Origin of the sequence: Streptomyces sp. NRRL WC-3618 (genome assembly GCF_001280005.1) — a bacterium.
Taxonomy (GTDB): domain Bacteria; phylum Actinomycetota; class Actinomycetes; order Streptomycetales; family Streptomycetaceae; genus Streptomyces.
This window is the reverse complement of record NZ_LGDW01000456.1, coordinates 21,187-47,095: the sequence shown is the minus strand read 5'-3', so window position 1 is coordinate 47,095 and position 25,909 is coordinate 21,187. Positions and strand designations below refer to the sequence as shown.

At 69.3% G+C, this 25,909-nt stretch carries 23 protein-coding genes; 16 read left to right on the top strand and 7 right to left on the bottom strand.

Annotated elements, in window-relative coordinates; all coding sequences use genetic code 11:
• Nucleotides 1-1,096: DUF4190 domain-containing protein (locus ADL01_RS32310; RefSeq protein ID WP_053745578.1), on the top strand; the 1,096-nt coding region annotated here is incomplete at its 5' end.
• A 192-nt stretch (nucleotides 1,097-1,288) separates the two neighbouring features.
• Nucleotides 1,289-2,041 (top strand): GntR family transcriptional regulator, encoded by a 753-nt coding sequence (locus ADL01_RS32305; RefSeq protein ID WP_053745577.1) that lies wholly within the window; start codon nucleotides 1,289-1,291, stop codon nucleotides 2,039-2,041.
• Nucleotides 2,042-2,105: 64 nt separating this feature from the next.
• On the opposite strand, the gene ADL01_RS32300 is transcribed toward ADL01_RS32305, so the two are convergent.
• Nucleotides 2,106-2,624 (bottom strand): GNAT family N-acetyltransferase, encoded by a 519-nt coding sequence (locus tag ADL01_RS32300; RefSeq protein ID WP_053745576.1) that lies wholly within the window; start codon nucleotides 2,622-2,624, stop codon nucleotides 2,106-2,108.
• 496 nt (nucleotides 2,625-3,120) lie between these two features.
• On the opposite strand from ADL01_RS32300, the gene ADL01_RS32295 reads away from it, so the two are divergent.
• The 4 genes from ADL01_RS32295 to ADL01_RS32280 all read left to right on the top strand — a co-directional run bounded on the left by ADL01_RS32295 (nucleotide 3,121) and on the right by ADL01_RS32280 (nucleotide 7,502).
• Entirely contained in the window at nucleotides 3,121-3,303 is a 183-nt protein-coding gene (locus ADL01_RS32295; RefSeq protein WP_053745575.1) for a hypothetical protein, read from the top strand.
• Nucleotides 3,304-3,447: 144 nt separating this feature from the next.
• The gene (locus tag ADL01_RS32290) at nucleotides 3,448-3,846 is read left to right on the top strand and encodes a (deoxy)nucleoside triphosphate pyrophosphohydrolase (protein WP_053745584.1); all 399 of its coding nucleotides are present in this window, start codon (nucleotides 3,448-3,450) and stop codon (nucleotides 3,844-3,846) included.
• A gap of 154 nt (nucleotides 3,847-4,000) precedes the next feature.
• Nucleotides 4,001-4,444 (top strand): ATP-binding protein, encoded by a 444-nt coding sequence (locus ADL01_RS32285; RefSeq protein WP_199834990.1) that lies wholly within the window; start codon nucleotides 4,001-4,003, stop codon nucleotides 4,442-4,444.
• Nucleotides 4,445-4,763: 319 nt separating this feature from the next.
• The gene (locus ADL01_RS32280; RefSeq protein WP_053745574.1) at nucleotides 4,764-7,502 is read left to right on the top strand and encodes a SpoIIE family protein phosphatase; all 2,739 of its coding nucleotides are present in this window, start codon (nucleotides 4,764-4,766) and stop codon (nucleotides 7,500-7,502) included.
• Between the two features lie 70 nt (nucleotides 7,503-7,572).
• Here ADL01_RS32280 and ADL01_RS32275 read toward each other — a convergent pair whose 3' ends face one another.
• Nucleotides 7,573-9,096, bottom strand: coding sequence for a hypothetical protein (locus ADL01_RS32275; protein ID WP_234354866.1), 1,524 nt, complete (start codon nucleotides 9,094-9,096; stop codon nucleotides 7,573-7,575).
• A gap of 169 nt (nucleotides 9,097-9,265) precedes the next feature.
• On the opposite strand from ADL01_RS32275, the gene ADL01_RS32270 reads away from it, so the two are divergent.
• Together ADL01_RS32270 and ADL01_RS47330 are read left to right on the top strand one after the other, a co-directional pair.
• The gene (locus tag ADL01_RS32270; protein WP_053745573.1) at nucleotides 9,266-9,571 is read left to right on the top strand and encodes a hypothetical protein; all 306 of its coding nucleotides are present in this window, start codon (nucleotides 9,266-9,268) and stop codon (nucleotides 9,569-9,571) included.
• A complete protein-coding gene (locus ADL01_RS47330; RefSeq protein WP_267889952.1) occupies nucleotides 9,568-9,696 on the top strand; it encodes a hypothetical protein in 129 nt (42 codons plus the stop codon). The genes ADL01_RS32270 and ADL01_RS47330 overlap by 4 nt, the downstream gene beginning before the upstream one ends.
• Here the strand turns inward: ADL01_RS47330 and ADL01_RS32265 are convergent.
• From ADL01_RS32265 to ADL01_RS32250, 4 genes are read right to left on the bottom strand one after another with little or no spacing between them, the layout of a single operon-like run.
• On the bottom strand, nucleotides 9,671-10,462 hold the full coding sequence (locus tag ADL01_RS32265) for a succinate dehydrogenase/fumarate reductase iron-sulfur subunit (RefSeq protein ID WP_199834989.1): 792 nt from the start codon (nucleotides 10,460-10,462) through the stop codon (nucleotides 9,671-9,673). The two genes, ADL01_RS47330 and ADL01_RS32265, sit on opposite strands and share 26 nt — an antisense overlap.
• Complete coding sequence (locus ADL01_RS32260; RefSeq protein WP_053745572.1) at nucleotides 10,459-12,423, bottom strand: fumarate reductase/succinate dehydrogenase flavoprotein subunit; 1,965 nt, start codon at nucleotides 12,421-12,423, stop codon at nucleotides 10,459-10,461. The genes ADL01_RS32265 and ADL01_RS32260 overlap by 4 nt, the downstream gene beginning before the upstream one ends.
• 20 nt (nucleotides 12,424-12,443) lie before the next feature.
• Nucleotides 12,444-13,280: a hypothetical protein gene (locus tag ADL01_RS32255; RefSeq protein WP_053745571.1), complete on the bottom strand. Its 837-nt coding sequence runs from the start codon at nucleotides 13,278-13,280 to the stop codon at nucleotides 12,444-12,446.
• A 21-nt stretch (nucleotides 13,281-13,301) separates the two neighbouring features.
• Complete coding sequence (locus ADL01_RS32250; RefSeq protein WP_053745570.1) at nucleotides 13,302-13,592, bottom strand: hypothetical protein; 291 nt, start codon at nucleotides 13,590-13,592, stop codon at nucleotides 13,302-13,304.
• Nucleotides 13,593-13,877: 285 nt separating this feature from the next.
• On the opposite strand from ADL01_RS32250, the gene ADL01_RS32245 reads away from it, so the two are divergent.
• The 8 genes from ADL01_RS32245 (at nucleotide 13,878) to ADL01_RS32210 (ending at nucleotide 25,309) form a co-directional block, all read left to right on the top strand.
• The gene (locus ADL01_RS32245; protein ID WP_053745569.1) at nucleotides 13,878-16,094 is read left to right on the top strand and encodes an ABC transporter family substrate-binding protein; all 2,217 of its coding nucleotides are present in this window, start codon (nucleotides 13,878-13,880) and stop codon (nucleotides 16,092-16,094) included.
• A gap of 147 nt (nucleotides 16,095-16,241) precedes the next feature.
• On the top strand, nucleotides 16,242-18,149 hold the full coding sequence (gene typA / locus ADL01_RS32240) for a translational GTPase TypA (protein ID WP_053745568.1): 1,908 nt from the start codon (nucleotides 16,242-16,244) through the stop codon (nucleotides 18,147-18,149).
• 407 nt (nucleotides 18,150-18,556) lie between these two features.
• A complete protein-coding gene (locus tag ADL01_RS32235; protein ID WP_053745567.1) occupies nucleotides 18,557-19,603 on the top strand; it encodes an ABC transporter permease in 1,047 nt (348 codons plus the stop codon).
• 99 nt (nucleotides 19,604-19,702) lie between these two features.
• The gene (locus ADL01_RS32230) at nucleotides 19,703-21,496 is read left to right on the top strand and encodes an ABC transporter substrate-binding protein (protein ID WP_053745566.1); all 1,794 of its coding nucleotides are present in this window, start codon (nucleotides 19,703-19,705) and stop codon (nucleotides 21,494-21,496) included.
• A 111-nt stretch (nucleotides 21,497-21,607) separates the two neighbouring features.
• Nucleotides 21,608-22,585 carry an ABC transporter permease gene (locus tag ADL01_RS32225; RefSeq protein ID WP_053745565.1) on the top strand — a complete coding sequence of 326 codons (978 nt, stop codon included), beginning with the start codon at nucleotides 21,608-21,610 and terminating at the stop codon, nucleotides 22,583-22,585.
• A 15-nt stretch (nucleotides 22,586-22,600) separates the two neighbouring features.
• Nucleotides 22,601-23,662, top strand: coding sequence for an ABC transporter ATP-binding protein (locus ADL01_RS32220; RefSeq protein ID WP_053745564.1), 1,062 nt, complete (start codon nucleotides 22,601-22,603; stop codon nucleotides 23,660-23,662).
• A gap of 13 nt (nucleotides 23,663-23,675) precedes the next feature.
• On the top strand, nucleotides 23,676-24,794 hold the full coding sequence (locus ADL01_RS32215; protein WP_053745563.1) for an ABC transporter ATP-binding protein: 1,119 nt from the start codon (nucleotides 23,676-23,678) through the stop codon (nucleotides 24,792-24,794).
• A 137-nt stretch (nucleotides 24,795-24,931) separates the two neighbouring features.
• Nucleotides 24,932-25,309 (top strand): VOC family protein, encoded by a 378-nt coding sequence (locus tag ADL01_RS32210; protein ID WP_053745562.1) that lies wholly within the window; start codon nucleotides 24,932-24,934, stop codon nucleotides 25,307-25,309.
• Between the two features lie 13 nt (nucleotides 25,310-25,322).
• Here ADL01_RS32210 and ADL01_RS32205 read toward each other — a convergent pair whose 3' ends face one another.
• Nucleotides 25,323-25,907: a Uma2 family endonuclease gene (locus tag ADL01_RS32205; protein ID WP_053745561.1), complete on the bottom strand. Its 585-nt coding sequence runs from the start codon at nucleotides 25,905-25,907 to the stop codon at nucleotides 25,323-25,325.
• Between the last annotated feature and the right edge of the window lie 2 nt (nucleotides 25,908-25,909).

Here is a 25,909-nt window from a genome sequence, read left to right as displayed (position 1 = left end):
GCCCCACGGCTACTCCCCGTACAACCGCCCCACCCCCGTCAACGGCGTCGCCATCGCCTCCCTCGTCCTCGGCATCCTCTGCTTCGTGCCCGCCCTCGGACTCATTCTCGGCATCGTCGCGCTCGTGCAGATCCGGAAGAGGGGTGAGCGCGGAAAGGGCATGGCCGTCACCGGGGCCGTACTGTCGACCGTCGGACTCGCCCTGTGGGCCCTCCTGCTCGGCACCGGCGGCCTGACCGACGCCTGGGACGGCATCAAGGACGCCGCCAACGACAACAACCGCACCTTCTCCCTCGCCAAGGGCGACTGCTTCGACGCCCCGGACGGCTCCCTCGAAGGCCTCGCCTACGACGTCGACACCGTGCCCTGCTCCGGTGCGCACGACGGCGAGGTCTTCGCGAGCTTCCGGCTGCCGGCCGGCTCCTTCCCCGGCGACGACCGTGTCACCGACCTCGCCGACGAAAGGTGCTACGCCCTCGAGGACCGCTACGCGATGGACGCCTGGGCCATACCCGACGACGTCGACGTCTACTACCTCACCCCGACCAGCCAGAGCTGGCGCCTCGGCGACCGCGAGGTCACCTGTGTGCTCGGCAACGTCGACCCGGACGCCGGCCTCACCGGTTCGCTGCGGGCGGACGAGACCACGCTCGACGCCGACCAGTTGGCGTACCTGAAGGCGGCCCACGTGCTCAACGCGGCGATGGACTCGGCGCCCGACGAGGAGTACGTCGAGGACGACCTGCCCGGGCACAAGAAGTGGGCGCAGCGGGTGACGGCCGCGCTCGACGAGCAGGCCCGCCTGCTCACCGAACACCGGTTCGCCGCGGCTTCCGCGTCCAGCGTCGCCGCCCTTGTGAAAGACCTGCGCAACGCGCGCGTGGAGTGGGCGAAGGCGGCTGGGGCCCCCGACGCCGACACCTTCTACGACCACTACGACAGCGGCGAGAAGCTGCTCGACGTAGGCCGCACGGTCACCGCGCGCAAAGCTCTGGGGCTGGCGACGACCCCTCCCTCGAACGAGCAGGGGGACGGCACCGACGAAGGCGACAGCGGAGCCAGCGGAGACACCGGGAGCGCGAGCCGTGACGTGTGACGTGTGACGTGCCGTGAGTGTGATGGACGCCGGAACGGGGAGAACCTGGCTGCGTCCTGCCCTCGTCATGCCGTCCGGAGACGCGACGTAGACGCAAGTCATCACATCGAGTGGTTCTCTGGCCTTTGCTTGCGTGTCACAACCCATGGTTGCCACGCTGTCGCTGTCTGTACAACCTGATGGGAGCGGCCCGTGACATTCGGTGAGCAGCCGGCCTACCTGCGTGTCGCAGGTGATCTACGAAACAAGATCGTCGACGGTTCGCTCCCACCACACACCCGCCTTCCCTCCCAGGCCAGGATCAGGGAGGAGTACGGCGTCTCGGACACGGTCGCGCTGGAGGCGCGCAAGGTACTCATGGCCGAGGGTCTGGTCGAGGGCCGCTCCGGCTCGGGCACGTACGTGCGTGAGCGGCCCGTGCCGCGCCGTATCGCCCGCTCCGGCTTCCGTCCGGACGGCGGCGCGACGCCGTTCCGCCAGGAGCAGTCCGACGCGGAGGCGCGCGGCACCTGGGAGTCCAGCAGCGCGCAGACCGGAGCGAGCGCCGCCATCGCGGAGCGACTCTGCCTCCGGCCCGCCGACCGCGTGATGTGCACGAAGTACGTCTTCCGGGACGCCGGCGAGGTGATGATGCTGTCCACGTCCTGGGAGCCCCTGGCCGTCACGGGGCGTACGCCGGTGATGCTGCCCGAGGAGGGGCCGCTCGGCGGGATGGGGGTCGTCGAGCGCATGGCGGCCATCGACGTGATCGTGGACAACGTCACGGAGGAGGTCGGCGCCCGCCCCGGCCTGGCCGAGGAACTCCAGGCGCTGGGCGGAGTCCCCGGGCATGTGGTGCTCGTGGTGCAGCGCACGTACTACGCCTCGGGCTGCCCGGTCGAGACGGCCGACGTCGTGATCCCCGCGGACCGCTACCAGGTGGCCTACCACCTGCCGGTGAAGTAACTCCCGAAACAGCCCGTCAGACAGCCCGTCAGGCAGCCCGTCGGGCAACCCGTCCGGCAACCCCTCAGCCGACGTCGGCGCGCAGCACGCTGTAGCGCACGACGTCGCGCCACTCCCCGTCCCGGAACACCGTGCTGCGCAGCACGCCCTCACGCGCGAAGCCGGACTTCTCCAGTGCGCGCTGCTCGGCGATGTTCTCCGTCTCGGTGTCCGCCTCGATCCTCACCACCGGCGTGTGTGCGAACAGGTAGCGCACCAGCGCCCGTTGGGCCTGGGTCCCCGCACCGCGTCCGCGCCTCTCGGGCAGCAGCTGGGCTCCGATGTTCCAGTGGAACGAGTTCCGCGAGACCACGACCTTCCGCCACGCCACGAAGCCGAGCCGGTCGGCGCCGGTGACCACCATCAACTGGCCCCCGCCCTCGCCCAGCAGACCGTCCTCTGCCCAGCGGCGCCGCCAGCGCCCCGGATCCGACCAGCCCAGCCACTGGAAGGGCCCGGCAGCCTCGGGTTCGGTCAGGAACCGCTCGAGCACCGACAGGTCGTCCTCCGTCACCGGCCGGAGCGCCACGAGATCATCGCTCATCCCGGTCACCCTAGGCCCGCTCGAACGCATCCGCCCTCACCCCCCCCATCAGCCCGAGCCGACCCAACGCGATGCACCGCGATCCACCGCGATCCACCGCGATTGAATCCGGCCGGATTCAGACCGATCCGCCCCGATGCGGCCCGATCCCGCCGGATCCCGTGAACTACCCAACGCGCCGGGGCGGTTGACTTCCCGAACGCTCCCCTCTTCACCCCTGCCCCGCCAATCGCCGCCGCCGCCCGGCGGTTGGATTCTGGCCGTTCTCGCAGGTCGCTCCCAGGAGCGCGGCGTGCCGCTGACCGGACACGCCGTCCTCTTTCGACGGCGCGTTCGATGTTGTGCGCCCCCTCGTTCCTGGCCGGTTGGCGTACCTCTTTGTGAAAAGCCGTGTTCGCTGCGTAAAGGTTAGGCGTAGGGTCGGGCATATGCGGATTGCGGTTTCCTTGATGAGCGGGGCGCGGCGCAAGCCCGGGGCGGGAAGGGGAGGGGCTCCATGAGCGACGGGACGATCACTCTTCCCTGGCTCGTCATACGGCAGGACGACAACGGCAATCGCTACCGCGTGGGCCGGTACGCGACCCGTGCGGAGGCCCAGAAGATCGCCGACGGTCTCGAGGACCGTGCCCACAAGCAGCTCTACTGGGTCGAGCGCATCGGGCAGAACGGAACCCGGTGATCCGGCTCCCGTAGGCTCCGGCCCATGACGGAACGGACGGACCCGACGGCCTCTACGGACCCGACGGCCCCTACGGGTGCGATGGACCCTTCGGGCGCGACGGACCCGACAGTGGAGCCGGGGCACGCGGCCGAGGCGCGGATCATCGCCGACCGGCGACTGGTCGTGGCGGCCGCCCTGCTGCGCGACGGACACCTTCTCGCCGCCCGCCGCAGCGCGCCCCCCGAGCTGGCCGGACGCTGGGAACTGCCCGGCGGCAAGGTCGAACCGGGTGAGGCGCCCGAGGACGCCCTCGTGCGTGAGCTCCGCGAGGAACTGGGCGTCGACGCGGAACCCGTCGCGCGCATCCCGGGGGAGTGGCCGCTGAAGGCGCCGTACGTCCTGTGGGTCTGGACCGTGCGCCTCCCGGACGGCTCCGCCGAGCCGAAGCCCCTCCAGGACCACGACGAGTTGCGCTGGCTGACCCCCGAAGAGATCTGGGACGTCGACTGGCTGGATCAGGACGTACCGGCGGTGCGGGAAGTGGTCGCCCGGCTGGGGTGACGCGCGGGCGGATGAGCGGGCCGACAGGCGGGACCGTGAGGCGTGTGAGGTCCCTGGGGCGCCCGATGCGCGCGCCTCGTACGCCGTTCGTGCCACAGCGCGCCTTTGGGGGTGGTAATGAGCGGCGAATGCCGGGTATGTGCCCATTAACCCCATGAAACGGGACATGGGTGGGTTGCTGGCCTGGGAAGTGATCGGCGTGATCGACACCGAAGGCGACTGTGCCGAGTGGAGCTTTCCGGCAGAGCCCGGAGCGGTCCGCAGGGCTCGCACGGTTGTGCGCGGTCAACTGTGCAGCTGGGGGCTCGACGCCCTGGGTGACGTCACCGCGCTGCTGGTGAGCGAGCTGGTGACCAACTCGCTCAGGCATGCCACCGGGCCCATCGGTGTTCGGCTCGTGCGGCCCGCCGGTATCGCCGCCACGCTCCTGGTCGAGGTCTCCGACCCCCTCCCCGACCTGCCCCGCGAGCGCGCCGCCCGCTTCGACGAGGAGGGCGGCCGAGGGCTCCAGTTGGTCGCCCACTCGTCCAGCCGCTGGGGCACCCGCCCTGCCGACGCGGGCAAAACGGTCTGGTTCGAGCTGTCGGTGCCGGGGTGAGCGGGGCGGGATGGGGAATCCGGAGCGCGGGGGCGTACCGACGGTGACCGAGCGTGTACCGGGGTGAACGGCGGCTGTACGCCCGCCCCCGCTCTGTCGACCATGTGGTTCAGGCCACTGGCAGTTGTCGACAAGAGGGGTTCGACTGGTGGTCCCCTGGTTAGAAGACTGGGAGTGTTGTCGCGGGCCGGTCCGAAAAGCATCGGGATCGTCCTGTGATCGTGAACACCGTGTTGTGGGGCGCCGTAGTGCTGGATACTGCGGGCAGCCGCCCCCGGTGACCGGTGCCGGACGCGGTGAGCTGGAGGGGACGGTTCGCGTGAGCGAGATACCAGCGAAGGCCACGGAGTCCAAGGACCCGTCGGGCGGCGCGAGGGCGAGGGCCACGGGTGATGCCGCGGGCGGTGGGCCACGCCCTGCGGCGGACGCGGGGGGCCTCGCCGACGGTGACGCGATACGCGATGCGACACGTGAAACCACGCGTGACACCATGGGCGATCCGGTGCGCGATACGACACGTGACACCGTGCAGGACGACGCGCGTGACGTGACAGGTGACCCCATGTGGCAGAGCAGCCCACCCGGCTCGATCTACGACTACATCAAGGTGGCGTCGTTCTCCATCGGCCCCGACGGCCTCGTCGACCAGTGGAGCCTGCGCGCCGAGAAGATCTTCGGCATCCCCGCCGCGCGGGCCGTCGGCATGGACCCCATCGAGGCGTTCGTCGACCCCGATCTGCGGGAGCGCGGTCAGCGCAAGATGGCGGAGATCCTCGACGGGCGGGAGTGGACCGGCGTCGTGCCGTTCCGGATCCGTGAACCCGCCCTCGGAGAGGGCGGTATGCGGGAGGGGCTCGCCGAGGTCTATGTGATGCCGACGCGGACGGAGGAGGGCGAGAAGGCCGCCGTGTGCATCGTCGTCGATGTCCGGACGCTGCGTCAGATCGAGACGGACCTCGCCGCTTCGCAGGCCATTTTCGGCCAATCTCCGTTCGGCTTCCTGCTGATCGACACCGACCTCCGGGTCCGGCGCGCCAACGAGCGCTTCGCCTCCATCTACGGCGGCACGGTCGACGAGCACCGGGGTCGCGGTGTGTACGACTACCTGCACTCTCCCGAGGCGGAGCGGGTCTCGGCGACGCTGCGCCGGGTGCTGGAGACCGGCGACTCGATCACGGACATGCACATCACCGGCCTCGTGCCCGGCTCCGACGAGCGCCGGCACTGGTCGATCAACCTGTACCGCGTGCACAGCGGCACCGGCCGCCCCATCGGGGTCGCCTGGCTGGGACTCGACATCACCGCCCGCCGTGCCGCCGCCCGCGAGGCCGCCGCCGCACGGCGCAATCTCGCCCTTCTGAACGAGGCCGGCTCCCGCATCGGGAACTCCCTGGACCTGGAAACGACTGCGCGCGAACTCCTCGACGTCGTCGTCCCCGGCTTCTGCGACCTCGCGACCGTAGACCTGTACCAGGGGCTGCTGGCCGGCGACGAGACCCCGCCCGGCCTCGCCGACGGCAGCGCCGAACTGCGCCGCGTCGCCTTCGCCAGCGCCGTCTCCGACGCGCCCTTCGCCGGCGGCCAGGCACCCGTGTCCCTCGGCGCCGTGCACCACTTCCCGTTCAACTCGCCCTGCGCGGACGCCCTGCGCACCGCCCGCCCCCAGTTCGTCCCGGCCGAGGACAACGGCATCATCCAGTCCACGCTGGCCGTCCCGATGGTCGCCCACGACACGGTGGTGGGCCTCGCGCAGTTCTCCCGTACGAAGGGCAGCGAGCCGTTCGGGGAGCGGGACCGGGCGCTGGCCTGGGAGTTGGCCGCGCGGACCGCGGTCTGTATCGACAACGCCCGGCTGTACCGGCGTGAGCACGAGCGGGCTCTGATCCTCCAGCGCTCCCTGCTGCCCCCGGGCGACCCGGAGGCCTCCGGCCTCGACATCGCCTGCCGTTACCTGCCCGGCAACGCGGCCACCGAGGTCGGCGGCGACTGGTTCGACGTCATCGAACTCCCCGGCAACCGCACCGCGTTGGTCGTCGGCGACGTGATGGGACGGGGGCTGCGCGCCGCCGTCGCCATGGGTGAACTCCGTACCGCCGTGCGCACCCTGGCGCTCCTCGACCTCGAACCGGCGGAGGTCCTCTCGGCGTTGGACGAGATCGCGCGCGGCCTCGGCACCCCCGGCGGCGTCCAGCAGGCCACCCGCGCCGCCCGCCAGCCCCGCGACGCCGACCTCTCCGAGGTGTACCTCGCGACCTGCATCTACGCGGTGTACGACTCGGTGACCCGCAGGTGCACCTTCGCCAACGCCGGCCATCTGCCGCCCGTGCTCGTCGAACCGGGCGAGGACGCGCTGATGCTCGACGTGCCGCCGGGCATGCCGCTCGGCGTCGGCGGCGAGCCGTTCGAGGAGGTGGAGGTCGAACTACCCGAAGGTTCGCTGTTGGCGCTCTACACGGATGGACTGGTCGAATCCCGCGACCATCCCCTCGACGAGGGTCTGCAAGCGTTCGTCGGCGCCCTCCGCGACCCCTCCCAGCAGTTGGAGGACGTCTGCGACCACGTCCTCAGCACCCTCGACACCCACCACGGCGAGGACGACATCGCCCTGCTGATGGCACGTGTCCAGGGGCTGCCCGCCGATTCCGTCGGCGACTGGACGCTGCCGCGCGAACCGCGCAGTGTGGGCCGCGCCCGCGAGTACACCCGCACCCAGCTCACCGCCTGGGGCCTCGAAGCCCTCATCGACACCACGGAGCTGCTGGTCAGCGAGCTCGTCACCAACGCCCTGCGCTACGGCGAGGGCGAGATCAGACTCCGTCTCCTCCTCGACCGCATGCTGGTGTGCGAGGTGTGGGACGCCGGCCTGGTCCAGCCGCGCCGCCGCCGCGCCCGTGACACCGACGAGGGCGGACGCGGCCTCCAACTGGTCGGCCTGCTCAGCGCGGCCTGGGGCTCCCGCCGGACCCCGCGCGGCAAGACGGTCTGGTTCGAGCTCCCCCTGCCGGACGCGGGAAGGGTCCTCGCGGACCCGGCGGAGGCACTGCTGAGCCTGTTCTGACCCCCTGGAGCGACGCCGGACGCGCACTCCCACGGGAATCCCGCGCTCATACGGAATTCCCGGCGAGTTCTTACGAAGCGACACCCCGCCGCGCCCGCGTGGCGGGCCCGCCGAACGAACCCGGCGCACCGCCGGTCAGCGCGTCCACCCCCGCGTCCGGCGGATCGCCGAGCAGGATGCCGCCGAGGACCGCCCCGGCGACGCCGTTCGCGTGTTCGGGCCGCCCGCCGTACGGATTGCCGTGCGCGCGCACGTCCCGCTCGGCCAGTTGGCGGGCCTGCCGGGCCAAGGCGTCGGCCTCCACAGGGTCCCGGTCGAGCAGCCGGCGCGCCTCGGCCAGCCGGGTCCTGGCCTCGGCGCCCACGGCGCCCCGGTGCGTGCCGACGAAGCCGTCCGCGGCGTCGGTGGCCTCGCGCGCGACGAGCCGGAGGGCGCCGGGCACCGTCCCGAGGGGCGCGGACACGACAGCGACCCGGCGCAGGGCCTCCAGGGGGTCGTACGGCCCGGCGGCGGCCTCTTCCCGTACGGCGGCCAGCGTGGCCGTGGCGCGGCTGACATGCCCCTCCAGCGCACCGACGGGCACCCCCTGCTCCGTACCCGCGGCCAACCGCTCCCGTGCCTCCACGACCGCCGCCTCCGCCTCGTCCAGCGCCTCCGGAACCGCCCGCGCGGCGGCGGCCAGTGCGGACGCCAGGCGGTCGACGCCGTCCACGAACATCTCCGCCTGGGTGATCGCGCCCTCGGCGGAGCGCAGTTGCAGCACAGCCCGGTCCGGGGCGCCCAGGTCGACGGACTGGCGGGCCCGGTTGAGCCCGGCCGTGGCGAACACCAGCCGGTCCTTGGCCTGTTCGACCTGGCCGGAGGCGAGGAGCGACGCGCTCGGCCCGTACCGCTCGCGCAGGTCGGCGAGGGTGGCCTCCGCCGCACTCGTACGGGCGGTCAGCTCGCGGAAACGTACCTCGGCGTGCCGGAGCGCACCGCTCATGTCCCGTTCCAGAGCGCGCAGTTGGTCGAAGCCGGCGGCCTCCGCGTCCAGTCGCCGGCCCGCGTCCACACAGCGGGCGACGATCTCGTCGAGGGTGTCCCGGGAGGCCTCCGCCGGGTTGTCGTCGTAGGTCTGGCGCAGTTGGAAGGCGGCCGACAGCTCGGCCGCGGCGTACCGCACGGCCTGAGCGAAGGGGGCGACCGCGTCGGCCCCGAACAACCCCTCCACGAAGCCGAGTTCCTCCCGGCTGGTGCGCAGGCAGTCGTCGGCGGCGACCAGGGACCTGCGCGCCTGGCGGTCGAGTTCGGGGGTGGTGGCCCGAGCGACGAGAACCAGGCCGGCGGGAGCCGCCTGGGCCTTGGTACGGCGTCTGCGGCGGGCGTAGCTGTACGCGGCCACCGCTGTCGCCGCGCCCGCCGCCACCAGGGGCAGGACCAGATCGCCGGTGGACGTCTTCTCCTCCGCGGCGGCGACGGCCCCGGCGTCGGAGGCGGCCGGTGCGCTGCCGACCGCCGAGACGTGGACCTCGTGTCCCTCGTCGGCCGCCGTCGCCGCGGGCAGCACCAGCCACAGCACGCCGATCACCCCGCCCAGCGCGGTGTGCGCCACGCGCACGGGTATGTGGGAGGCGGCTTGCCGCGGCCGGCCCCGGGTAAGGGAGGGCGTCACATTTGCGAGCGTATGGGGATGATCGCGGTCCCGCGACCGGGGTGGGGCAGGCGTGGCGAGAGAGGACGAGCGAGTAAGGTCCCCACAGACGTGTTCGAAGGGGGCGGGTATGCACTGGTACCTGTTGGGGACGGCCGCACTGGTGATGAGCGGCATGGTGGTGATCGGTGCGGTGGCGGTCACCACCGGCTGGCTGCTGCCGTGGCTGCGGCTCCGTACGACGCGCCCCGAGCTGTGGGGCTACGGAGCGATGTGCGGAGGCATGGGCCTGCTCCTGTTCATGTCATGGGGGGCGCTGGACGCGTTCGGCGACACCCCGGTCCTCCACAGGGCCACGGGAATCACCGGAATGCTGATGTTGGCGGCGGGCTCCGTACTCCAGATGCGTTCCTCACGCCCACGCGTCGACACGTGACCGGAACGACCCGCGGGGAACTCACCGCCGCCGACCTCGCGCTCCTCGGCCGCGCCACCGCCGTCATGCGCGAGATCGCCGAGCACAGCCTCGAACAGGTCATGAGCTCTCTGAACGCCTCCTGATCTTCGAGCCCAGCCACACCAGCGGGTCGTACTTGCGGTCGACTGCCCGTTCCTTCAAGGGGATCAGCGCGTTGTCCGTGATGCGGATGCCCTCCGGGCACACCTCCGTGCAGCACTTGGTGATGTTGCAGTAGCCGAGACCGTGCTCCTCCTGGGCGGTGCGTTTGCGGTCCAGGCCCGATTCCGCCGCCGCGTCCAGCGGGTGCATGTCGAGTTCCGCGACGCGCATCAGGAAGCGCGGGCCGGCGAACGCGGGCTTGTTCTCCTCGTGGTCGCGGACCACATGGCAGGTGTCCTGGCACAGGAAGCACTCGATGCACTTGCGGAACTCCTGCGACCGGTCCACGTCCTCCTGCATCATCCGGTACTCACCGGGGGCCACGCCCTCCGGCGGCACGAAGGCCGGCACCTCGCGGGCCTTGGCGTAGTTGAACCCGACGTCGGTGACGAGATCCCGGACCACGGGGAAGGCCCGCAGGGGAGTCACGGTGATCGTCTCCTCGCGGGTGAACACCGACATCCGGGTCATGCACAGCAGCCGGGGACGCCCGTTGACCTCCGCCGAGCACGAACCGCACTTGCCCGCCTTGCAGTTCCAGCGGACCGCGAGGTCGGGGGCCTGGGTCGCCTGGAGCCGGTGGATGATGTCGAGGACGACCTCGCCGTCGTTCACCTCGACGGCGAAGTCCTTCAGCCCGCCGCCCTTCACATCACCGCGCCACACCCGGAAACGGGCCTCGTAGCTGCTGCTCACGCTGCTGCTCACTCGTACAGCTCCTCGTCGGTGAGGTACTTGACCAGCTCCTCTTTCTCGAAGAGGGCGAGCAGGTCGGGGCGGACGGGGTCGGTGGTCTCGCGGGTGAGGTCGATCAGCCCGCTCGCCGGGTCGGTCGCCGCGGGCCCGCCCGCGGGATCGGAGAGTCGGCACAGCAGGTTCACGTTGCGCCACCTGCGGTCCATCACCGGATGGTCCTCACGGGTGTGGCCACCGCGCGACTCGGTGCGCTCCAGCGCCGCCAGCGCCACGCATTCGCTGACCATCAGCATGTTCCGCAGGTCCAGGGCGAGATGCCAGCCCGGGTTGAACTGGCGGTGCCCCTCGACGCCGGCGCGCTGGGCCCGTACCCGCAGCTCGGCCAGTTTCTCCAGCGCCTGTTCCATCTCGGCCTCGCGGCGGATGATGCCGACCAGGTCGTTCATGGTCTGCTGGAGCTCCTGGTGCAGGGTGTACGGGTTCTCCGCCGGCCGGCTGTGCGCACCGCCCGGAGTCGGTTCCTCCGCCGAGAAGGGGCGCAGCGCCTCCGCCGCGGCCGCGTCGATCTGGTCGTCGTCCACGGGGATGCGGGCGGCGGCCGAGTTCGCGTACTCGGCGGCGTGCAGGCCCGCACGGCGGCCGAACACCAGCAGGTCGGAGAGGGAGTTGCCGCCGAGGCGGTTGGAGCCGTGCATCCCGCCCGCGACCTCACCGGCGGCGAACAGACCGGGTACCCCGCGTGCGGCGGCGGTGTCGGAGTCGACCGCGACACCGCCCATCACGTAGTGGCAGGTGGGCCCGACCTCCATCGCCTCGGCGGTGATGTCGACGTCCGCCAGCTCCTTGAACTGGTGGTACATCGACGGCAGCCGGCGCCGGATCACCTCCGCCGGCATCCGCGTCGAGACGTCCAGGAAGACACCGCCGTGCGGGGAGCCGCGGCCCGCCTTGACCTCGGAGTTGATGGCGCGGGCCACCTCGTCGCGGGGGAGCAGTTCGGGGGGCCGGCGGTTGTTGTCCGGGTCCTCGTACCAGCGGTCGCCCTCGGCCTCCGACTGGGCGTACTTCTCCTTGAAGACGTCCGGGATGTAGTCGAACATGAACCGCTTGCCCTCGGAGTTGCGCAGCACCCCGCCGTCGCCGCGCACCGACTCCGTGACGAGGATGCCCTTCACGGACGGCGGCCAGACCATGCCCGTCGGATGGAACTGCACGAACTCCATGTTGAGCAGCGGCGCCCCGGCGAGCAGCGCCAGCGCGTGGCCGTCGCCGGTGTACTCCCACGAGTTCGACGTCACCTTGAAGGACTTGCCGATACCGCCGGTCGCGATGACGACGGACGGGGCTTCGAGGACGAAGAAACGGCCCGTCTCCCGCTCGTACGCGAAGACACCGGAGACGACGTCACCCGCGGCGGAGCCGCTGTCGGGCACAGTCTTGAGGACGCGGGTGACCGTGCACTCCTGGAAGACCTTCAGCCGGGACTCGTAGTCGCCGGTCTCCTTCTTGTCCTGCTGCTGGAGGGAGACGATCTTCTGCTGGAGGGTGCGGATGAGCTCGAGTCCGGTGCGGTCGCCGACATGGGCGAGACGCGGGTACTCGTGGCCGCCGAAGTTGCGCTGCGAGATCCGGCCGTCGAGGGTGCGGTCGAAGAGGGCGCCCCAGGTCTCCAGTTCCCAGACCCGGTCGGGGGCCTCCTGCGCGTGCAGCTCCGCCATCCGCCACTGGTTGAGGAACTTGCCGCCGCGCATGGTGTCGCGGAAGTGGACCTGCCAGTTGTCGTTCGAGTTGGCGTTGCCCATGCTGGCCGCGATGCCTCCCTCGGCCATCACCGTGTGCGCCTTGCCGAACAGCGACTTGCAGATCACCGCCGTACGGGCGCCACGCTCGCGTGCCTCGATGGCGGCGCGCAGTCCGGCGCCACCGGCGCCGACCACGACAACGTCCCACTCCTGGCGGTCGACCACGGACATCAGAAGCTGTTCCCTTTTCTCTAGAAGATGGTCGGATCATCGAAAGCGCCGGAGGCGACCAGGTACACGTAGAAGTCGGCGAGGGCCACGCTCACCAGGGACGCCCAGGCGAGCAGCATGTGGCGTGCGTTGAGTTTCCCGACCCACTGCCAGGCGCGGTACCGCACGGGGTGCTTGGAGAAGTGCTTCAGCTTGCCGCCGACGATGTGCCGGCAGGAGTGGCAGGAGAGCGTGTACGCCCAGATCAGCGTGATGTTGAGCAGGAAGACGAGGGTGCCGAGGCCCATGTGGCCCCACGCGTAGTGCTCGTCGCGGAAGGACAGGGCGGTGTCGTAGGTGAGGATGCCGGCGACCACGAGGGCCGCGTAGAAGAAGTAGCGGTGCAGGTTCTGCAGGACGAGGGGGAAGCGGGTCTCGCCGGTGTACTTCTTGTGCGGCTCGGCCACCGCGCAGGCGGGCGGGGACGCCCAGAAGCCGCGGTAGTACGCCTTGCGGTAGTAGTAGCAGGTCAGACGGAAGCCCAGCGGGAAGATCAGGATGATGATCGCCGGGGAGATGCCCCACCAGCTGCCGAACAGGTCGGCGTTGGGGCCGTGCCGCATGGGGGCGCAGTTGTCCGCCAGACAGGGTGAGTAGAACGGCGAGACGTACGGGGCCGCGTAGTAGTCGGCGTTCGCGAAGGCCCGCCAGGTCGAGTACACGATGAAGGCCAGCAGACCGGCGGCGGTGGCGGCGGGCGCCAGCCACCAGCGGTCGGTCCGCAGATGCGGGGCGTCGATGGCGGCGCGCGTACGGGTCCGTACGCCGCCGCTCTTCGGATGGGGGGCCGTGTCCGGTGGTTCGGTGCCAGTGGCCAAGGGAGAGCTCCGGTCGGATTCTCAGGGGGCGTGCCGGTCGCGGGCGCCGAGTCCTTCGTCGTCCGAGTCCGTCCACAGGGTGTTGTCGTACGGGGTGTCGGAGATGGACACGAGGTCCGGGCGTCGGGGTTCCGCGAGCCCCGGGGCGGCCTCGCGGAGCAGCGCGAGGCTTTCGCGCAGGTGGTTGGCGTCGCTGCGCAGGCGGCGCAGTTCCAGGCTGCCCTTGCCGATCTGCTGTTCCAGGCGGCCTGTGGCGCGCAGCAGGTCGTCGAGGCTGCGCTGGATGGATGTCAGTTCGTCGTTCACGGACATGACGTGACCTCACTTCCGTAGGCCGGAGCCCTGGGCGGCAACGTTCATGCGCCTGCGAGTGTTGCGCGTCACACCTCTCGGTGGGAAGGGATGTGCACCGATTGGCCGAGGCGCGTCGGTGCGTTCCGTGGTGCGCTGCGCCGCACGGGTGGGCTTCCCGGCCGTTGCCGCCGTGTCGCCGTCTGTTGCCGAACCCTTTCCTCTTCAGTGGCCGAATACATGCGATCAACTCTATATCCCACCAAAAGTGATCATAACGCTCGCGGCTCCCGGAGGTAAGCAGAGATGTCCCACCACGGCGTCGGACTGCGCGCGGTCATGCGCTCGGTCGCCTTCCTCACCGCCGGCGTACTCGCCGTGCCCCTGCTCACCGCGTGCGGTGGCGACCAGGACGAAGAGAGCAAACCGCTCGCCGGGCAGGACATCGCCCCCGCCGGCCGCGCCCGGCTCGCCGACGGCGGCACCCTGCGCTGGGCGGTGGACTCCGTACCGGAGACGCTCAACACCTTCCAGGCGGACGCCGACGCGACGACCACCCGCGTCGCGCAGGCCGTGCTGCCGTCGATGTACCGGCTCGACGCGAACGGGCGGGCCAAGCGCAACGCGGACTTCCTGGAGTCCGCGAAGGTCGTCGACACCGAGCCCAAGCAGGTCGTCCTCTACAAGCTGCACCAGCAGGCCGTCTGGAGCGACGGCCGGGAGATCGGCGCCGCCGACTTCGCCGCCCAGTGGCGTGCCCTGTCCGGCAAGGACTCGGCGTACTGGACCGCCCGCAACGCCGGGTACGACCGCATCGAGAAGGTGCAGCGCGGCGCGAACGACCTCGAGGTCAAGGTCACCTTCAGCCGGCCCTACGCCGACTGGAAGTCGCTGTTCTCGCCCCTGTACCCCAAGGAGGTCATGGGCACCCCGGACTCCTTCAACGACGGCGCGCGGCGCAAGCTCAAGGTCACTGCGGGGGCCTTCAACCTCAAGAAGGTCGCCAAGGCGGACGGCGACGTCGTCCTCGTCCGCAACCCGCGCTGGTGGGGGCACCCCGCCCGGCTCGACAAGATCGTGCTGCACGCCGTACCGCGCGACAAGCGCACCGAGGCGCTCGCCGCCGGGAAGGTGGACGTCGCCGAGATCGACCCCGCCGAGGCCGAACGCATCGTTCTCGCCTCGCGCGGCAAGCCCACCCCCCTCCAGGGCCCCGGCGCCCGACGCGAGCAGCCCCACGCGGCCACCCGATACGCCGCGCAACAGCAGTCGCTCAGCGCGTTCGAGGTGCGCAAGTCGCTGGAACCCGCCTACACCCAGCTCGCCCTGAACGGCGTCGACGGCCCCCTCGCCGACGAGCGCGTCCGCCGGGCCGTCGCCCGTGCGCTGGACCGCAAGGCGATCGCCCGTCTCGTGCTCAAGCCCCTGGGGCTGCCCGCCGTACCCGTCGGCAGTCATCTCGCGCTCTCCGGGCAGGCCGCCTACGCCGACAACAGCGGCGCGCTCGGCGGCAAGGACACCCACGAGGCCGAGGCGCTCCTCGCCGACGCCGGCTGGGTGCACGGCGGCCCGCTCGGGAAGCCCAAGAAGAAGGAGGGTGAGAAGGTCGCCGGGGGAGAGGGCAAGAAGGCCGACGGCCAGTCCGCCTCACCGAAGGCCTCTTCGAAGGCGTCTCCGAAGACCTCCACGACGGCATCCCCGAAGGCCTCCACGAAGGCGGGTAAGAGCAGCGGGACCAGCGGCGAGGACGACGGGACCTATGTCGTCGGCGACGACGACAAGCCGTACGGCGAGCCCGTCCGGGAGGACCACCAGGACCCCCGGGATTCTCAGGTCGGGCGCGCGAGGACGAGTGTCGCCCGGGTCGGCGAGCACCCGGAGCGGGGCGGTGTGCCCGGGGGTGCCTACGCGCCGAAGGGCACCCCCGCTGCCGCCGGGGCCGCAGTCGGGGCGCTCGCCAAGGACGGCAAGCCGCTGACCCTGCGGTTCGTGCTGCCGTCGGGGCCGGGCTCCGCCACGCTGCGGGCCGTGGGTGAGCGGATCGCGCGGATGCTGGACCAGGTCGGTATCCGTACCGCCGTCACGAAGGTGTCCGACGACAGCTACTTCAAGGACCACATCGCCAACGGGGAGTACGACCTGGCCCTGTACTCATGGCCCGCGTCCGCCTTCCCCGCCACCGACGCCCGGCCCATCTACGCCAAGCCGGTGCCCGCCGCCGACGGTTCGCTCAACGTCGAGCAGAACTACACCCGCGTCGGCACCGACCAGGTGGACCAGCTGTTCGACCAGGCCATCGCCACCCTGGACGAGGGCCGGTCGGCCAAGCTGGTGCGCAAGGCCGACGCCCGGATCTGGGCGGCCGGCGGGTCCATTCCCCTCTTCCAACGCCCCCAGCTCACGGCCGTGCGCAAGAACGTCGCCAACGTGGGTGCCTTCGGCTTCCAGACACCCCACTACGAGGACATGGGGTTCCTGAAGAAGAGCGCGACCCCGGGCAGCAAGCCGTCGCCCCGACCGTGACGGTCGCCTCACCCGTACGGCCCGGCGAGCCCCTACCGCGCCGGGCCCGTACGATGGGGTAAGGCCGTGGCATGTTCAGCCCGGCAGGGTCCGCGTAACACAGATGTACGCGCAGGCCATCCACTCAAGCCGGGAGTACGCCGCAATATGGCCACGCGCCACGACATCCGCAACGTCGCCATCGTCGCCCACGTCGACCATGGCAAGACCACCCTGGTCGACGCCATGCTGAAGCAGGCCGGTGCCTTCGCCGCGCACGCCGCCGAGTCGCTCGACGACCGCATGATGGACTCGAACGACCTGGAGCGTGAGAAGGGCATCACGATCCTGGCCAAGAACACGGCCGTCAAGTACCACCCGAAGGATGGCGGCGACGTCATCACCATCAACATCATCGACACCCCGGGCCACGCCGACTTCGGTGGCGAGGTCGAGCGCGGTCTGTCGATGGTGGACGCCGTCGTTCTGCTCGTCGACGCCTCCGAAGGGCCGTTGCCGCAGACCCGGTTCGTGCTGCGCAAGGCGCTCCAGCAGCGTCTGCCGGTGATCCTGTGCATCAACAAGACCGACCGCCCGGACTCCCGGATCGACGAGGTCGTCAACGAGACGTACGACCTCTTCCTGGACCTGGACGCGGACGAGGAGCAGATCGAGTTCCCCATCGTCTACGCGTGTGCGCGTGACGGTGTCGCCTCGCTGACCAAGCCGGAGAACGGCACGGTCCCGGCCGACAGCGAGAACCTGGAGCCGTTCTTCTCCACGATCCTGTCGCACGTCCCGGCCCCGTCGTACGACGAGGAGGCCCCGCTCCAGGCGCACGTCACCAACCTGGACGCCGACAACTTCCTCGGCCGTATCGCGCTGCTCCGCGTCGAGCAGGGCGAGCTGCGCAAGGGCCAGACCGTCACCTGGATCAAGCGTGACGGCACGATGTCCAACGTGCGCATCACCGAGCTCCTGATGACCGAGGCGCTCACCCGCAAGCCCGCCGAGAAGGCCGGCCCCGGTGACATCTGTGCCGTCGCCGGTATCCCGGACATCATGATCGGTGAGACCCTCGCCGACACCGAGAACCCGATCGCGCTGCCGCTCATCACGGTGGACGAGCCGGCGATCTCCATGACCATCGGTACGAACACCTCGCCGATGGTCGGCCGCGGCGCGTCCGGCAAGGGCGCGGACAACAAGGCCGCCGTCAAGGACCGCAAGGTGACGGCCCGTCAGGTCAAGGACCGTCTCGACCGCGAGCTGATCGGTAACGTCTCGCTGCGTGTCCTCGACACCGAGCGTCCCGACGCCTGGGAGGTCCAGGGCCGTGGTGAGCTGGCGCTCGCCATCCTGGTCGAGCAGATGCGCCGTGAGGGCTTCGAGCTGACCATCGGCAAGCCGCAGGTCGTCACCCAGGTGATCGACGGCAAGGTCCACGAGCCCGTCGAGCGCATGACGATCGACGTGCCCGAGGAGCACATGGGCGCGGTCACGCAGCTCATGGGTGTCCGCAAGGGCCGGATGGACAACATGTCGAACCACGGCTCCGGCTGGGTCCGGCTGGAGTTCGTCGTCCCCTCCCGCGGCCTCATCGGCTTCCGTACCGAGTTCCTCACCGGTACGCGCGGCACGGGCATCGCCCACTCCATCCACGAGGGCCACGAGCCGTGGTTCGGCGTTCTGACGACCCGTAACAACGGTTCGCTGGTCGCCGACCGCTCGGGCGCCGTCACCGCCTTCGCGATGACGAACCTCCAGGAGCGCGGTGTGCTGTTCACCGACCCCGGCACCGAGGTGTACGAGGGCATGATCGTCGGCGAGAACTCGCGCTCCGACGACATGGACGTGAACATCACCAAGGAGAAGAAGCTCACCAACATGCGCTCGGCGTCCGCCGACTCGTTCGAGGCGATCGTCCCGCCGCGCAAGCTCTCCCTGGAGCAGTCCCTGGAGTTCTGCCGCGACGACGAGTGCGTCGAGGTGACTCCGGAGGCCGTTCGCATCCGCAAGGTCGTGCTGGACCAGAAGGAGCGCGGTCGCACCGCGAGCCGCGCCAAGCACAACTGATCGTGCGCTGATCCTCGCGTCACGAGGACCCGGCCCCCGTCTGTGGGGCGCCGGGCCCTCGGCGTGTCCGTGATGTCAGGCCGCAAGCGGGTTCGTCCCGCTTCTCACGACACTGTCCGTGCGCTGTGCCAGGCTGTTCGGATACCGGTGAACCAACGATCAAGTTTCGGACATGTAAACAGAAACTGAACCGCATATGTCCGTTTAGTCGACATGCTGTCCGGCGTGTCAAGCGCGCGCAGGTGTCAGTCTTTGCAATTTTTGCTCAAAATATAGACGGTAGGGAGATCCCTATGCCTTCCGGCCTTGACGCGCGTTGACTTACTTGGCGAAAGTTCCCCCAAACCACAGAACCCGCCGGTATCTGTGCTGCGCTCGACTCTCCAACCCCCCGGGGGAAGAAACACATGACCAGTCCAGCCAAGGCTGAAGGCGCCGGGCCCTCGATCGCCTTGGACCCCGAGCTCGATACGACCACCGAGCCCGTCAAGGGCCCGAAGAAGCTTGAGGGTCGTTCCCCCGGGCAGTTGATGTGGCAGCGCTTCAAGCGTGACCGTACCGGTGTGATCTGTGCCGTGGTAGTCATTTTCTACTTCGTCATCTCCCTCGCGGCACCGCTGCTCACCAAGCTCAGCGGCACCAACCCGTACACGCTGTACGGCCAGGACCCGACGTACGCGGACACTCCCGTCCTCGACGACTTCGGCCTGCCGCTCGGCTACTTCGGCGGTGTCTCGGGCACGCACTGGTTCGGCGTGGAGCCGCAGTACGGCCGCGACCTGTTCGCCATGCTGATGTACGGCATGCGTACCTCGCTGTTCATGGCGGTGGCCGTGACCGTCCTGGTGGTGGCCACCGGTGTTCTCATCGGTCTGATCGGCGGTTACGCCGGCGGTCGTACCGACTACTGGATCGGTCGGGTCACCGACTTCTTCCTGTCCTTCCCCTCACAGCTGTTCTTCATCGCGTTCATGCCGGTGGTGACCGCGTTCTTCGTCGACCCCCGGGAATCGACCCCCACCTATTTCCGGGCGCTGGCGATCCTCATCGTGCTGTGGGTACTGGGCTGGATGGGCATGGCGCGCCTCGTGCGCTCCACCGTGCTGTCCCTGCGCGAGCGTGAGTTCGTCGAGGCCGCGAAGGTCTCGGGCGCGTCACCGTGGCGAATCGTCCGCAAGGAGATCCTGCCCAACGTGGTCTCACCGATCCTGGTGCAGTTCACGTACCAGCTCCCCAGCACCATTCTCACCATCGCGTTCCTCTCGTTCGCCGGTGTCGGGTTCGTCGAGCCGACCCCGGACTGGGGGCGGCTGTTCGCCGCCGCCTCCGGCTACGCCAAGCAGGATCCGGCGTTCATGTTCTTCCCGGGCACAGCCCTGGTGATCTTCGTCCTGTGCTTCAACCTCCTCGGAGACTCCGTTCGGGACGCGTTCGACCCCAAGTCCGGACGCTGACGTCCATTGGTGGGGGGTGACTGCCGCCCCCGCGTCGGCCTACCAGCCGCGTCAGGCAGTACTCATGGATAACAACCGACAGGTAGGTGCTTCAGCCTCATGAAGTCGTTCAACTCCCGCAGAGCGCGGGCCATCATGGTCGTCGTCGCGACCGGCTCCCTCGTGCTCACCGGCTGCTCCGAGAACAAGGGCGGCAGCACTGGCAAGGACTCCAAGAAGGACCAGGCGGAGGCCTCCCAGCAGTCGAAGGCGGTCGTCTACGCTGACGCCGCCGCGTCGACCGGCCCGGCCGCGGAGGTTCCCGGCGCGAAGCCCGGTGGCACCGTCGAGGTCTACCAGGAGGCGGGCCTCTCGCACCTGGACCCGGGTCAGATCTACGTCTCCGACGGTGGCCAGGTCGCTAACCTGCTCTTCCGCGGCCTGACCAACTTCTCTGAGGACGGCAAGGGCGGCACCTCGGTCGTCGGCGACCTCGCGACCGACTCGGGCAAGTCCTCGGACGGCGGCAAGACCTGGACGTACACGCTGAAGGACGGCGTGAAGGACCAGAACGGCAACGTGATCACGTCCGCCGACATCCGTCACACCATCGAGCGCCAGTACGCGGCGTTCATCTTCGACGGCCCGACCTACCTGCAGACCTGGCTGAGCGGCCCGAAGTACCGCGACGCGCTGAAGGACGGCGGCTTCGGCTCCAAGCACCTGCCGGCCAACGTCCTGGACACCCCGGACCCCAAGACCGTCGTCTTCCACTTCGACGTGCCGCGTCCGGACCTTCCGCAGACGCTCGCGATGCCGGGTTACTCCGTCGTGCCGGCGAAGACCGACACGAAGGCGAAGTACGACAAGGCCCCGGTCTCGACCGGCCCGTACAAGATCGCCGAGTACAAGGCCGGCAAGGCCATGAAGCTCGTCAAGAACACGAACTGGGACCCGAAGACCGACTCGGTGCGCCACCAGTACGTCGACGGCTGGAACTTCGACTTCGGTGTCACCGAGTCGACCCAGACGAGCCGTCTGATCGCCGACCAGGGCGCGACCAAGAACGCGATCCAGCTCACCGGCTCCGTCGAGGCCACCCAGGTCCAGGACGTCGTCGGCAACGCCGCCGTCAACAAGCGCACGATCAAGGGCTACCAGCCCTACGTCATGTCGCTGAACTTCAACCTGGACCGCGTCAAGAACAAGGCGGTCCGCGAGGCCGTCGCCTACGGCATCAACTCGAAGTCGCTCATCGCCGGTGAGGGTGGTGTGTACGGCGGTGACGTCGCCCCGAACCTCTTCGCCCCGACGCTGCCGGGCTACGAGCCCACGTACGACCCGTACGGCCGTCTGAAGATGCCGCAGGGCAACATCGCGAAGGCCAAGGAGCTCCTCAAGGACGTTCCGGCCGCCGAGAAGAAGCTCGTCTTCGCGTACTCCAACAGCGAGGCCGGCCAGAAGCGCAAGGTCGCGATCGAGGACGCGCTGAGCAAGATCGGCATCACCGTCGTGGCCAAGGAGGTCGACTCCGCGAGCTACTACGAGCAGATCGGCAAGCTCAAGAACCCGTACGACATCTACATCTCGGGCTGGGGCCAGGACTGGCCGTCGGCGGCCACGGTCGTCACCCCGATCTACGACGGTGACCAGGTCGCCGACGGTGCGCCGAACTACTCGCACATCAACGACCCCGAGGTCCAGAAGCTCATCAAGAAGGCTCTGACCCAGGAGCCGACCGAGGCCGCCGCGACCTGGCGGGATGCGCACCACTACATCCTGGAGAAGGTCCTCCCGGCCGCCCCGCTCTGGTACACCAAGCAGCTCCAGCTCTACGGTTCGAACATCGGCGGTGCCCGCTACAGCACCGAGTCGAGCTACATCGACGTCACCCGACTGTTCCTGAAGTCGTAACTCTGTACGGCTGACCGCGGGGGTGCGCACCAGGCGGAGCGCACCCCCGCGGTTCCGTGAACCACGCCCCACACCGTCTCCACCGTCTCCGCAGAGAGCAGCCCTCCCGCCATGTTTCAGTTCATCCTCCGGCGCACGGTCGGTGCCGTCGTCACCCTGTTCCTGATCGGTGCGGCCACCTTCTTCCTGTTCGTCGCCGCGCCCTCCGACTACGCCTCGCTGGCCTGTGGCAAGGACTGTTCGCCCACGAGACTCGAGGAGATCCGTACGGCGCTCGGCCTCAACCTGCCGATCGCGCAGCAGTTCTGGGACTTCATGTCCGGCATCGTGATGGGCCGTGACTTCCCCACCGGTCACTGCTCCGCCCCGTGCCTCGGGCAGTCGTTCTACTCGGGCGACATGGTCTGGGACACGATCATGGACCGTTTCCCGCTGACCCTGTCGCTGACGGTCGGCTCGCTGGTCATCTTCCTGTTCGTGGGCCTCGGTACCGGGCTGCTCGCCGCCTACAAGCGCGGCACCCTGACCGACAAGATCGCCGCCGGTTCGTCCATGGTGCTCAGCTCGTTCCAGATCTACTTCCTCGGCCCGATCGCGCTGACGGTCCTCGTCTACCAGACGGGCTGGATGGAAGACCCCAAGTACGTGCCGTTCACCCAGGACCCGGTCGGCTGGCTCGTCGGACTGTCCATCCCGATGGTCATCCTGGCCACCATCTTCACCGCGCAGTACACGCGTATGGCACGTGCCTCGATGATCGAGCAGCTCGCCGAGGAACACGTCCGCACCGCGCGTGCCAAGGGCATGTCACAGAGGTACGTCTTCTTCCGCTACGCCTGGCGCGGTTCGCTGATTCCGATCGTCACCGTGCTCGGCATCGACATCAGTGCCCTGCTCGGCGGCGGTGTCGTCACCGAACTGACCTTCTCCCTCCAGGGAATCGGCCGTCTCGCCGTGGACGGGGCGGTCACCAAGGACCTCCCGCTGACGATGGGCATCATGCTGTTCGGGGCCTTCTTCATCCTGATCCTGAACATTCTTACCGACATCGTGTACGCCTATATCGACCCGCGCGTCCGGCTCTCCTAGGAAGAACGAACCACCGTGACCACACTGACCAAGCCCGAGGGCGCACCGGCCCCGACCGGTCCGGACAGCTTCCTCTCGGTCCGCGATCTCAAGGTGCAGTTCTCCACCGAGGACGGCATCGTCAAGGCGGTCGACGGGCTCTCCTTCGACGTCGAGCGCGGCAAGACCCTCGGCATCGTGGGCGAGTCCGGATCGGGCAAGTCCGTCACGAACCTGACGATCCTCGGTCTGCACAACCCGGCGAGCACCACCGTCGACGGCGAGATCGTCCTCGACGGCAAGGAGCTCGTCACCGCCACGGAGAAGGAGCTCGAGCAGCTCCGCGGCAACAAGATGGCGATGATCTTCCAGGACCCGCTGACCGCGCTCTCCCCGTACTACACGGTGGGCCGCCAGCTGTCCGAGCCCTACATGAAGCACACCGGGGCCTCCAAGAAAGAGGCCAGGGACCGGGCCGTGCAGATGCTGGAGAAGGTCGGCATCCCGCAGCCCAAGACGCGCTTCGACGACTATCCCCACCAGTTCTCCGGCGGTATGCGCCAGCGCGCGATGATCGCCATGGCGCTGATGTGCGACCCCGACCTGCTGATCGCCGACGAGCCCACCACCGCGCTGGATGTGACGGTGCAGGCCCAGATCCTGGACCTGCTCAAGGACCTCCAGCAGGAGTTCGGCTCCGCGATCATCTTCATCACGCACGACCTCGGCGTCATCTCGAACATGGCCGACGACCTGCTGGTGATGTACGCGGGCCGGGCCGTGGAGCGCGGCACCGTGAAGGAAGTCCTCCGCACGCCGCAGCACCCGTACGCCTGGGGCCTCCTCAGCTCCATGCCGCGCCTGGACGGTGACATCGACGAGGCGCTGACGCCGATCCCCGGCTCGCCGCCCTCGCTGCTCAACCCGCCCACGGGCTGCGCTTTCCACCCGCGCTGCGCCTTCACCGGCGAGGTGTCGGGCAGCCTGTGCACCGACGCACGGCCGTCGTTGGCGGACGGGCGCGCCTCCGCGTGCCACCTGTCGGCGGAGCAGAAGCAGACCATCTTCATCGACAAGATCCAGCCCCGGCTGCGCTAGGGAGCACCGAGACATGAGCGAGAACCTCACCCTCCCCACACAGCAGGATTCCACCGGTACGTCGACCGAGGAACTGCTCCGGATCGAGGGCCTCAAGAAGCACTTCCCGATCTACGGCGGCTTCCCGATCAAGCGGAAGGTCGGCGCCGTACAGGCGGTCGACGGCATCGATCTGACCATCGGTGTCGCCGAGAGCGTCGGCATGGTCGGCGAGTCCGGCTGCGGCAAGTCGACCGCGGGCCGGCTCATCACCCGCCTCCTGGAGCCGACCGGCGGCAAGATCACGTACTCCGGGCAGGACATCACGCACGCCTCGCGCAAGCAGCTGGCGCCGGTCCGCTCCGAGATCCAGATGATCTTCCAGGACCCGTACAGCTCCCTGAACCCGCGCCAGACCGTCGGCACGATCATCAAGTCGCCGATGGAGGTCAACGGGATCGATCCGGCGGGCGGCCGGGAGAAGAAGGTACGGGAGCTGCTGGAGCTGGTCGGGCTCAACCCCGAGCACTACAACCGCTTCCCGCACGAGTTCTCCGGCGGCCAGCGTCAGCGCATCGGGGTGGCCCGCGCGCTCGCCCTGAAGCCGAAGCTGATCGTGGCGGACGAGCCGGTCTCCGCGCTGGACGTCTCCATCCAGGCCCAGGTGGTGAACCTCCTCAAGAAGGTCCAGGAGGAGATGGGCATCGCGTTCCTGTTCATCGCCCACGACCTGGCCATCGTGCGGCACTTCTCGCAGCGGGTCGCGGTGATGTACCTCGGCAAGATCGTCGAGGTCGGCGACCGGGACTCGATCTACAACCGCCCGCGTCACCCGTACACCCACGCCCTGCTGTCCGCCGTCCCCGAGGTGGCGATGGACGACGAGTCGGAGTCCCGCGAGCGCATCCGTCTCGCCGGTGACGTCCCCTCGCCGATCCACCCGCCGTCCGGCTGCCGTTTCCGTACGCGCTGCTGGAAGGCACAGGACAAGTGCGCGAGCGAGGAGCCCCCGCTGCTCCAGATCTCCGGCAACCGTGAGAACCACCTGACGGCCTGCCACTTCCCGGAGGACCCGACGACGGAGGCCCGCGACCAGGACGTGATACTGGACCCGGCGCTGAAGGCGCTGGAGGCGGACGCCACGGAGGGCTGAGCCCGGAACACGCGTGACATGGGCCGGGGGTGAGGAGCATCAGCTCCTCACCCCCGGCCTCTTTTATTCGTTCGACAGGCGGATGCCGGGTCAGGGACCCTCACAGCTGCTGTCCCTCACATGGTCTGGAGGCCTCGTTGTCCTTCTCCACAATCCACAGCATCACCTTCGACTGCACCGGCGATCCCTACGATCTCGGGCTGTTCTGGAGCGAGTTGCTCGGCCGGCCGCTGGCCGACGACGACAAGCCGGGCGACCCGGAGGCGTTGATCCAGGATCCGGACGGCGGGCCGAGGTTGCTCTTCGTCCGGGTGCCAGAGGGCAAGACGGCCAAGAACCGCGTTCACCTCGACCTGCGCCCGCACGGACGCACCCGCGACGAGGAGGTCGAGCGCGTGGTCTCCCTCGGCGCCCGGCTCGTCGCGGACCACCGCAGGCCCGACGGCACCGGCTGGCTCCTGATGGCCGACCCGGAGGGCAACGAGTTCTGCGTGGAGCGCGGGGACCTGGGCTGACCGCCGGCGGCCTTCAGCTCGGGTCGTTCCCGGCCTTCCCGTAACGGCGAAACGCGTGTGTCTCCACCGTCCAGGGACCGACCGGCACCGAGTCGCCGAAGATGTAGGGGTCCTTTTGCTGGTAACGGCCCTTGCACGGATCGGAGTGCACCTCGATGGTGCCCGTGCGGGGATCGACGATCAGGTAGTGGGCGATGCCCATGGCCGGGTACTCGGTGAGCTTCTCGCCGTAGTCGTTGTTGGGGTTGGACGGCGAGACGATCTCGATGACCGCCAGCACCTGGGTCGCGTCGACGGCGAGTCCCTCCTCGTCGAGGATGTCCTCGGGGATGACGACGGCATCCGGGCGGCGCATGCGGCTTATCGCCGGGTGCTCGATCTCGGGGCCGTTCGCGCAGATGTAGCCAGGGTGTGTGTCCGGCAGTTGGGCGTCGAGCTGGGTGCGGATGCGCCGGACCGTACCCGCGTGACGCTTCGACGGGCTGAGCATGGCCAGGAAGGGGCCCGAAGGGCCGATCTCGACCTTCCAGGCCCCTTCGAGCGAGTCGGCGAAGGCCGTGAGCTTCTCGGCGATCGTGCGCATCTTCGCGTAGTCCATGC

Excerpts from the sequence above, each read along its gene's own strand:
- ADL01_RS32295 (WP_053745575.1), top strand. The coding sequence starts at position 3,121 with ATGAGCGACGGGACGATCACTCTTCCCTGGCTCGTCATACGGCAGGAC.
- ADL01_RS32285 (WP_199834990.1), top strand. The coding sequence starts at position 4,001 with ATGAAACGGGACATGGGTGGGTTGCTGGCCTGGGAAGTGATCGGCGTG.
- ADL01_RS32215 (WP_053745563.1), top strand. The coding sequence starts at position 23,676 with ATGAGCGAGAACCTCACCCTCCCCACACAGCAGGATTCCACCGGTACG.
- ADL01_RS32260 (WP_053745572.1), bottom strand. The coding sequence starts at position 12,423 with ATGTCCGTGGTCGACCGCCAGGAGTGGGACGTTGTCGTGGTCGGCGCC.
- ADL01_RS32205 (WP_053745561.1), bottom strand. The coding sequence starts at position 25,907 with ATGGACTACGCGAAGATGCGCACGATCGCCGAGAAGCTCACGGCCTTC.
- ADL01_RS32250 (WP_053745570.1), bottom strand. The coding sequence starts at position 13,592 with ATGTCCGTGAACGACGAACTGACATCCATCCAGCGCAGCCTCGACGAC.
- ADL01_RS32245 (WP_053745569.1), top strand. The coding sequence starts at position 13,878 with ATGTCCCACCACGGCGTCGGACTGCGCGCGGTCATGCGCTCGGTCGCC.
- ADL01_RS32225 (WP_053745565.1), top strand. The coding sequence starts at position 21,608 with ATGTTTCAGTTCATCCTCCGGCGCACGGTCGGTGCCGTCGTCACCCTG.
- ADL01_RS32235 (WP_053745567.1), top strand. The coding sequence starts at position 18,557 with ATGACCAGTCCAGCCAAGGCTGAAGGCGCCGGGCCCTCGATCGCCTTG.
- ADL01_RS32300 (WP_053745576.1), bottom strand. The coding sequence starts at position 2,624 with ATGAGCGATGATCTCGTGGCGCTCCGGCCGGTGACGGAGGACGACCTG.
- ADL01_RS32230 (WP_053745566.1), top strand. The coding sequence starts at position 19,703 with ATGAAGTCGTTCAACTCCCGCAGAGCGCGGGCCATCATGGTCGTCGTC.
- typA (WP_053745568.1), top strand. The coding sequence starts at position 16,242 with ATGGCCACGCGCCACGACATCCGCAACGTCGCCATCGTCGCCCACGTC.
- ADL01_RS32270 (WP_053745573.1), top strand. The coding sequence starts at position 9,266 with ATGCACTGGTACCTGTTGGGGACGGCCGCACTGGTGATGAGCGGCATG.